The sequence below is a fragment of the Hyalangium sp. genome, from assembly GCF_035629615.1.
Classification (GTDB): domain Bacteria; phylum Myxococcota; class Myxococcia; order Myxococcales; family Myxococcaceae; genus Hyalangium.
This window is the reverse complement of sequence record NZ_DASPHO010000107.1, coordinates 1-8598: the sequence shown is the minus strand read 5'-3', so window position 1 is coordinate 8598 and position 8598 is coordinate 1. Positions and strand designations below refer to the sequence as shown.

At 69.1% G+C, this 8598-nt stretch carries 6 protein-coding genes and 1 pseudogene; 5 read left to right on the top strand and 2 right to left on the bottom strand.

Translation table 11 applies throughout. The annotated features are described in order from the left end of the window. On the bottom strand, positions 1-221 hold a 221-nt coding region (locus tag VD972_RS04980), incomplete at its 3' end, for a hypothetical protein (RefSeq protein WP_324981536.1). Between the two features lie 144 nt (positions 222-365). Between VD972_RS04980 and VD972_RS04975 the strand changes: the two genes are divergently transcribed. Next, positions 366-1808 carry a nicotinate phosphoribosyltransferase gene (locus VD972_RS04975; protein ID WP_324981534.1) on the top strand — a complete coding sequence of 481 codons (1443 nt, stop codon included), beginning with the start codon at positions 366-368 and terminating at the stop codon, positions 1806-1808. Between the two features lie 42 nt (positions 1809-1850). Here VD972_RS04975 and VD972_RS04970 read toward each other — a convergent pair whose 3' ends face one another. After that, positions 1851-3020, bottom strand: a complete 1170-nt coding sequence (locus VD972_RS04970; RefSeq protein WP_324981531.1) for a hybrid sensor histidine kinase/response regulator — start codon at positions 3018-3020, stop codon at positions 1851-1853. A 107-nt stretch (positions 3021-3127) separates the two neighbouring features. Here VD972_RS04970 and VD972_RS04965 point away from each other — a divergent pair, with 107 nt between their 5' ends. From VD972_RS04965 to VD972_RS04950, 4 genes and pseudogenes are all read left to right on the top strand, one after another. Further along, positions 3128-4126 (top strand): sugar ABC transporter substrate-binding protein, encoded by a 999-nt coding sequence (locus VD972_RS04965; protein WP_324981529.1) that lies wholly within the window; start codon positions 3128-3130, stop codon positions 4124-4126. A gap of 18 nt (positions 4127-4144) precedes the next feature. Next, positions 4145-6841, top strand: coding sequence for an ATP-binding protein (locus VD972_RS04960; protein ID WP_324981526.1), 2697 nt, complete (start codon positions 4145-4147; stop codon positions 6839-6841). Between the two features lie 37 nt (positions 6842-6878). After that, entirely contained in the window at positions 6879-7850 is a 972-nt protein-coding gene (locus VD972_RS04955; RefSeq protein WP_324981523.1) for a nicotinamidase, read from the top strand. 60 nt (positions 7851-7910) lie between these two features. Then, positions 7911-8598: pseudogene (locus tag VD972_RS04950) on the top strand (GlcNAc transferase); the annotation flags it as partial.

Genomic DNA, 8598 nt, shown 5'->3' with positions numbered 1-8598 from the left:
GGCGTGGGAGGAGAGGCCTCGACGATGGGCTTCGGGGCGGGGCGGGGCGGGCGCGAGGGCTCCGGCTTGGGAGGCGGAGCCGGTGGCGGTTTGGGTGGCTTCGGGGCGGGCGGTGTGACTTCCACCTCGACGAGCTCGAGCGTGATCGGAGGTGAGGACGGGGGTTTCTCGGAAGGATCGCGCGCTCTGGCCGCCAGCACGAGCCACACGAGCGCATGCACGCCGAGACTGAGGGCGAGAGCGAACAGGAGGCGGTGGGAGGATTGGGTGCTCAGATCCACTGGGAGTGAGGTTAGCACCCCAGGCAACGGGAGCGCGCGCCCGGCTCCCCTGCTACGCTCCACCCCCAGGAGGCAGACACCAGGATGGGGACCTCGCTGCTCGCAACGGACGGCTACAAGTTCAGCATGGCGGAGGCGGGGTGGCCTCTTCGCAAGGAGACCTTCTATTACGCCCACCGCAAGGGAGGGCTCCAGATCGTCCCGCTGGACATCCCGTCCTTCATCCGCGCGCTGCTGCCCGAGCCGAAGCCCGAGGACTACGACTTCCTCTCCCGCAACGACTACGAGATGGGCGTCGGCTTCAAGGCGGCCATCCAGTACAAGGACCGGCTCGTCATCCACGCCCTCCCGCGCGGGGCGCTCTTCCACCCGAGGGAGCCCATCCTCTCGCTCACCGGGCCCTCGGCCCTGGTGTCCTGGCTGGAGCCGCTGCTGATCCAGCTCAACTTCCGCATCCAGGTGGCCACCCAGGCGCTCGCGGACCGGGAGGAGCTGGCCCGCGCCCTGGCCGTCGTCACCTGTGAGGAGCACAAGCGCATTGCCCTGGAGACGCTGGACGCGGTGGGCGTCAAGGCCGTCCCCATTCGTGTGGACGCCGAGGGCTACCACCGGCGCGTGCTGGCCCAGGTGCGCGAGCTGGTGGAGATCGTCGAGGATCCGAGCCGCATCTTCGAGGTGGGCTTGCGTGCCGCCATCTGCCTCGAGCAGCACGAGCTCGCCTTGCGCGCCTGCAAGGAGGCGGGCGTCGTGCGCACCAGCAACGTGGAGGGAGCGCGCAAGCTGGGGATGACCCCCGTGGGCACCATGGGACACGAGCACATCCAGCGCTACGGCTCGGACGATGCCGCCTTCCGCGCCATGCGCGAGCGCCGGCCCCAGCGCTCCAGCTACCTGCTGGACACCTATGACACGCTCGCCTCCGGCCTGCCTGCCGCCTACCGCCTCATGCGCGAGGAGCCGGGCCTCGGAGACTCCATCCGCTTCGACTCGGGCAACAAGAAGCTCCAGTACCTCTACGCCGTCACCCAGGCGCGCGAGCTGGGCGTCCGCCCCGTCCACATCCTCGAGGATGGGCTGGATGCGCAGGCCACCCGCGAGCTCGAGGAGCTGCGCCGCCAGGTGGGCTGGGAGCCCACGGCCCAGTTCTACGGCTACGGCGGCCACATCGTCGCGCGCACCATGGAGTGTCCCTTCACGCGGGATCGCGTGGCCGCGGTCTACAAGCTCTCCCTCTCGGGCCACACGCCGACCATGAAGTTCGGCAACGAGGCGGCCGAGGGCAAGCAGAGCGTTCCCGGCTCGCCCATCCTCTTCCGCCGCCGCCATGGCTCCGGGCCCATCGGGCTCATTGGCCAGGAGGGAGAGCCCGCGCCCAGCGGCTACTTCCAGCTCACGGACAGCGCCCCGGAGACACTCTCGCTCGTCGCGCAGGGTGTTGATCCCAAGGACCAGCGGGTCGCCTATACCCCCGCCACCCAGGCGCTCGTCGAGGAGCTGCGCCGCCGCCACTTTCCTCAGGCGCGATAGCGACGCCCGGCGCCAGGCCTGTCCACTCCTGGAGGGACGGGCTCAGGAGCCGCGAGCGGCTGGGAGAACGAGCACCATGCGGGTGCCGCCTCCGGGGTGGCTCTCCACCTGGATGTTGCCGCCCCAGGACTCGACGAGCTGCTTGACGACAGGCAGGCCCAGGCCCGTTCCGGAGCCAGGCCCTTTGGTGGTGAAGAAGGGCTCGAAGATCCGGGGGACCATGTCCGCGGGGATGCCCGGGCCGTTGTCCCGCACCCAGGCCTCGATCCGCCCATCGGGTCTGGGACGCACGCCGGCCTCGATGGAGGGCTCGCGCGCGTTCGACACCGCGTCGGCGGCATTGCTGAGCAGGTTGAGGAACACCTGCTGGGCGTGCACCGGGTTGCCGCGGATGAGGCAGGCCTCGGGGGGGAGGATCAGGGAGACGAGCGCGTGGCGCGTGCGCCCGGTGAGCCGCAGCATCTGATCCACCTCCTCCAGGATCCGGCCCAGGTTGGCCTCGGCCTCGGGCAGGGTGGCTTCCTCGGGGCGGGCGATGCGGAGGATGGCCCGCGACAGCTCCGTGACATGCTTGGCCACGTGGGTGAACAGCTCCCGGGGATCCAGATCTCCTCCCCGCATATCGCTGGGAGCTGCCGGATCCGAGAGATCGAGGGCGCTGCGCAGCACGTGGGCGATGTTGTTCAGCTCGTGGCTGACGCCGGCGGCGAAGGTCCCCAGGGTGGCCAGCCGATCCGCTCTCAGCACCTGCTGGCGAAGCTCTTCCACCGTGGCGAGCGCGTGATCACGCTCCGAGGCCAGGATCTGGTGGTAGGCCCGCACCTTGAGCAGGTTGGAGGCGCGGGCGCGCAGCTCGGCGCCATGCAGCGGCTTGCGCAGGAAGTCATCGGCACCTGCCTCCAGCCCCCGGAGGATGTCGTGCCGATCGTCCATCCCCGTGACGAGGATGATGGGGATGTAGTCCTCGCGCAGGCGCTCTCTCAGGCGGCGGCACACCTCGAAGCCATCCATCCCCGGCATCATCACGTCGAGCAGCACGAGATCCGGTGTCTCTGCCGCCACCGCTGCGAGGGCCTCCTCTCCGCTCGCGGTGGAGCGGAGGCGGTAGCCCATGGGGGACAAGAGGGCCTCGGCGGTGCTGCGGCTGACGGCGTCGTCGTCGACGATCAGCACTCGCAGGGAGGCGGGAGTGGGACGGGTTGAGAAAGGCACGGAGGAGAGCGGCTCTTGGGCCATCTCCCGGCATTGTATCATCTTCAGGTATCATCAAGGACTGTCGGGCTGAGAACCTCCACCCGCCCTTCATGGGAGAGACCTCCTTGCGTCTCACGCAACTTCACTGGGGATGCGTCCTCGCTCTGGGTCTGGGGCTGGCCGCTTGCAGTGACTCGGGGAAGCCGACGGTGTCGGGCGTCGCCAGCCCCGCGGCGGCTCCCAGTGGGAAGCCTGGTGAGGAGCCGGCGACCCGGAAGGTCGCGCTGGTGATGAAGACCCTCACCAACCCGTTCTTCGTCGAGATGGAGAAGGGCGCCCGGAGGGCTCAGAAGGAGCTGGGCATCGAGCTGCTGGTCAAGACGGCCTCCCAGGAGACCTCGATCGAGCAGCAGATCCAGATCGTCGAGGATCTGATCCGGATGAAGGTGGATGCCATCGTCATCGCTCCCGGAGATTCCCTGCGGATGGTGCCGGTGCTGAAGGCCGCTCAGGACGCTGGGATCCAGATCATCAACATCGACAACCGCCTGGACCCAGAGGCCATGAAGAAGCACGGCCTGAGCCGGGTCCCATTCATCAGCGTGGACAACGAGAAGGCCGCGTACGAATCGGCCCGGTTCATCGCCCAGCAGGTCCACAAGCCGGCCCAGGCGGCCATCCTCGAAGGCATCCGCAGCGCCGACAACGCGCGCCTGCGCAAGGAGGGTGCGGAGCGCGCCTTCAAGGAGAACCCTCATGTCCGCCTCGTCGCCCAGGAGACGGCGAACTGGAAGATCGACGAGGGGTATGCGGTGACTCGGAAGATCTTCATCGCCCACCCGGACATCGAGCTGGTGTTCTGTGCCAACGACATGATGGCGCTTGGGGCGCTCCAGTACCTCCAGGAGGCTGGCAAGCAGGGCGTGAAGGTTGCGGCCTATGACGCGCTCGACGAGGCCCGTGCTGCCATCAAGGCAGGGCGTCTGGCGGCCACGGTCGATCAGCAGGCGGCCGAGCAGGGCTACCAGGGCGTCCAGCTGGCCATCCGCGCGCTCAAGGGTGACTCACTGCCAGAGGTCATCCTCATCGACACTCGGCTCGTGACCGCGGAGAGCGCGAAGTAGTCCGACTCCGGCTCTCCCGTGGCGATCCACTCCTCCATCACGTTCAAGCTGATCGGCTACCTGCTGGCCGTCAGCGTGGCACCCCTGCTCGTGTTTGGGGTGACGTCCTACGAGCTGGCGCGGCGGGCCATCGTCCAGCTGGCCAGCGACTCCAACGCGCGGCTGCTGGTGGATCAGCGCGCCTACCTGATGCTCCAGTCCGAGCAGGTGGCGAGCCTGGCCACCAACATCGCCGGCGTGGAGGACATCGGCCGTGCGCTCGCCTCGGCGGCGGTTCATGACAGCTACTCGGCCTTGGTCACCCAGGCCAAGGTGGGCTACATCCTGAGCGGCTACAGCAGCCTCAAGGGGCTGGCGTCCATCGACCTGTTCACTCCCCAGGGGCAGCACTTCCACGTGGGAGACACCCTGGACACCTCCACGGTTCGGACGGAGCTGCGGCGGCGGCTCTACCTCACCACCCTGGTCTCCCGGCAGTCCATCATCTGGCATGGGGTGGAGGACAACGTCAACGCGGCCTCGGCTCACCGCAAGGCGCTCGTGGCTACCAAGCTGATCCGCCGTGTCGATCCCGACCACCTGGAGCCCGAGCCGGTGGGCATCGTCGTGATCAACTACTCGACCGACCACCTGTACGAGCACTTCCGCAGCCTCGATCTGGGGGAGGGCGGCTACTTGATGGTCGCCGACAGCCAGGGGCGCCTGATCTTCCACCCTGACAAGGCGCTGATCGGCCAGCCCATGCTGCCGGAGTTCAAGGCGCTCCTGAATGGAGAGAGTGGCACGGTGGCCGTGAAGCTGGGCGGGCACGAGGTGCTGCTCAACTACCTGCGGCTGGCGGAGATGGACTGGCAGGTGATCAGCATCGTTCCGCAGGCGACGCTGACGGCGCCCATGGCGACGATCGGCAGCGCGGCGCTGGCGGTGCTGCTGGGGTGCTTCGCCACGATTGGCGTGGTGGCCGTGAGCTACTCCCGGCGGGTGGTGGCGCCGATCCGGGCCATCTCCGGCGGCTTCCAGCACATCCAGCAGGATCGGCTGGACCAGGTCCGGCCGCTGCCCGCGCCGCGGACGCAGGACGAGATCTCGGAGATGGCGAGCTGGTTCAACGCGTTCCTGGACAACCTGCACGCGCGGCGCCGCTCGGGGGAGGAGCTGAGGCAGGCCAAGGAGGCGGCCGAGCAGGCCAACCGCTCCAAGGGAGAGTTCCTGGCGAACATGAGCCATGAGATCCGCACGCCGATGAATGCCATCCTCGGCATGACGCAGCTTGCGCTCACCACGCGCTCCCCAGAGGAGCGGCGCGACTTCATCCTCAAGGCGAGCCGCGCGGCCCAGTCGCTGCTGGGCATCATCAATGACATCCTCGACGTCTCGAAGATCGAGGCCGGTAAGCTCGAGCTCGAGAGTGTGCCCTTCTCCTTGAAGGAGCTCAGCTCGGAGCTGACGGACGTCTTCGAGAGCACGGCGCAGGACAAGGGGCTCGAGCTGCGCTTTGAGCTGTCGTCCGCGCTGCCGAGCGGGCTGCGCGGAGATCCCCTGCGGCTGCGCCAGGTGCTCCAGAACCTGATCGGCAATGCCCTCAAGTTCACCTCGGCGGGACAGGTGTCCGTGAGGGTGGAGCCGGTGTCCGAGGAGGAAGGCGGGGTGGTCTGTCGATTTACCGTGCGGGACTCTGGCATCGGCATCGCACCGGAGCACCTGCCGCGCCTCTTCCAGTCCTTCTTCCAGACGGACAGCTCCGTGACGCGCAAGTTCGGTGGCACCGGTCTGGGCCTGGCGATCAGCAAGCGGCTCGTCGAGCTGATGGGCGGCCGCATCGGGGTGGAGAGCGAGCCCGGAGAGGGCAGCTGCTTCTGGTTCGAGCTGCCGCTGGCCCGGAGTGCCGCCAGCGGGGCCAGCACGGGCGAGTCCGCGCCCTTGCTCCCCCGTGGCCGGCGGGTGCTGCTGGTCGAGGACAACCGTTTGAACCAGGAGGTGGCGCTCCACTTCCTGCGGCGGGGGGGCCTGGAGGTGGAGGTGGCGGCCCACGGCGCCGAGGCGCTCGAGCGCCTGTCCCAGGGGGACTATGACGCGGTGCTGATGGACTGTCAGATGCCAGTCATGGACGGCTATGAGGCCACCCGGCGCATCCGCGCCATGCCCCGGTTCTCCCGGCTGCCCATCATCGCCATGACGGCCAACGCCTTGGAGGGGGATCGCGAGCGCAGCCTGGAGGCGGGCATGAACGATCACCTGAGCAAGCCGATCGACTCCACCCGCCTCTACCAGACCCTGGCGCGGTGGCTTGCGCAGCCCTCCGGCGGTGAGGAGAGGCTGGAGGAGCGCTCCGCCACGGGGGAGGGCGGCACCGCGGAGCGTCCCGATCCACGGCATGTGAACCTGGAGGATGCGTTGCTGCTCCTGGATGGGAATGTCGGCCTGTACCGGAAGGTGGCGGAGATGTTCATGGGGGATGCGCAGTCCTGTTGGAAGCAGTTCCAGGCGGCTCGGGCCGGAGGAGACCTGGAGGGCGCCACCCGGGCCGTCCACACCTTGAAGAGCCTGGCGGCCAGCGTGGGGGCCGAGGCGCTGAGGGACTGCGCGCGCGCCCTGGAGGCGGCAGCCAGGAGCGGCGACGATCCCGCCATCATGGCCGGTGCGCCCGCCGCTGAGCAGGAGCTGACGCGGGTGCTGGCGGCCCTCCAGGCCTTCCTCGGGGCTCGCGCGGAGTAGTATCAGCCAGGCTCGGAAGTCACCCCCGGAGATCGTCATGCCATTACCCACCCCCCGCTTTCATGAGGACGCTCGCGCGGGACAGCTCTACCTGGAGCGCGCGGCCGAGGTTGCCCAGGAGGCCCGCCGCTACGCCGAGGCGAACCGCGTCCGCCCCGCCCGCGAGGACCGCACCCGCATCGCCGCCTTTGGCATCGACGTGCAAGTGGCCTTCTGTGCTCCCAGCGCCAGCCTCTTCGTCCCCGGGGCCGTCGAGGACACCCAGCGCGCCCTGCGCTGGCTCTACACGAACCTGGATCGCGTCACCGAGCTCGTCTTCTCGCTCGATACCCACCGCGCCTTCCAGATCTTCCACCCCTCGTGGTGGCAGGACGCTGGGGGGCTGCCACCCCCGCCGCTCACGGTCATCACCGCCGATGACATCCGCGAGGGACGCTGGCGGCCCACCCGCCACCCGGAGGAGAGCCTCGCCTACTGCGAGCGGCTCGAGTCCAGCGGCAAGTATGTCCTCACCGTCTGGCCGTACCACGCGCTGCTCGGCGGTCTGAGCCACGCGCTCGTCCCTGCCGTGTACGAGGCCAGCCTCTTTCACGCGCTCGTGCGGGACACGCCCACCTGGTTCGAGCTCAAGGGCGAGCACCCGCTCACGGAGAACTACTCCGTCCTCTCTCCCGAGGTCACCGAGGTGCGCGGCCAGAAGGTCGGCGAGTTCAACACGAAGCTCTTCGAGCGCCTCATGTCTTTCGATCGCGTCTATGTCTTCGGGCAGGCCAAGTCCCACTGCGTGCTGTCCACGCTCATGGACCTGCGCCAGCACATCGAGAAGACGGATCGCTCCAAGATGGACCGCATCGTCATCCTCGAGGACGCCATGAGCCCGGTGCCTGCGCCGCCGCTGGAGCCGCTGCCGCCCGGGCTCGACTTCCCGCGCGTGGCGGACGAGGCCATCCGCGAGCTCCAGAAAGCGGGGATGCGCGTGGGACGCACCACCGATCCCATCGACGTGTGAGCCGGGCGCGATCTCCCTGACATGGCCCCGCCCAGCTCCCATGCGGCGCAGGAGCCTGCCTTGCCGCCGACGGCAGGTGGAGGGGCTTCCTCTTCCACCGTGGGGCTCTTCGCGGGGACCCCCCTGGCCCGGGTGCCGCTCTGGGGGCTGATCCTGGCCGTGGCGCTCTGCGTGCGTCTGGCGTACCTGCTCACCGCCCGGGGCCCGGCCTTCGATGCGCCGCTGATCGACGCGGACTATTACGACGCTCTCGGCGGGCAGCTGGCGCGCGGCGAGGGCTTCCCCGAGGGGCCCTTCTGGCAACCTCCGCTCTACCCCGTGGTGCTCGGAGCCCTGTACTGGCTGGGTGGGCACAGCCTGTGGTGGCCGCGGTTGCTTCAGATCGTGCTCGGATCGCTCACGGCCGTGCTGGCCTCGAGGGTGGCGCGGCGCATCTCCGGCCGCCCGGAGGTGGAGCTGATCGCCGGTGTCCTGGTGGCGCTGCACGGGCCGCTCGTCTTCTATGACGGGGAGCTGCTCTCCACCTCGCTGGGCACCTTCCTCGGCGCCGCGGCGCTCTGGCTGGCCGTGCGCGAGGCTCCCTCCGTGTGGACGGCGCTGGCGTGTGGGGTGTGCATCGGCTTGGGGGCGCTCGCTGTGGCGCAGTTGCTGTTGCTCCTCCTTCCGCTGGCCTGGGCCCTCGCGCGTGGCCGCCCGGTTCGTGCCGCGCTCTGTGTGGCCGCCTGTGCCGCCCTGGTGCTCTGCGCCA

Bases quoted from the DNA above. Each gene is read 5' to 3' on its own strand.
- VD972_RS04975 (WP_324981534.1), top strand. From the start codon at position 366: ATGGGGACCTCGCTGCTCGCAACGGACGGCTACAAGTTCAGCATGGCG.
- VD972_RS04955 (WP_324981523.1), top strand. From the start codon at position 6,879: ATGCCATTACCCACCCCCCGCTTTCATGAGGACGCTCGCGCGGGACAG.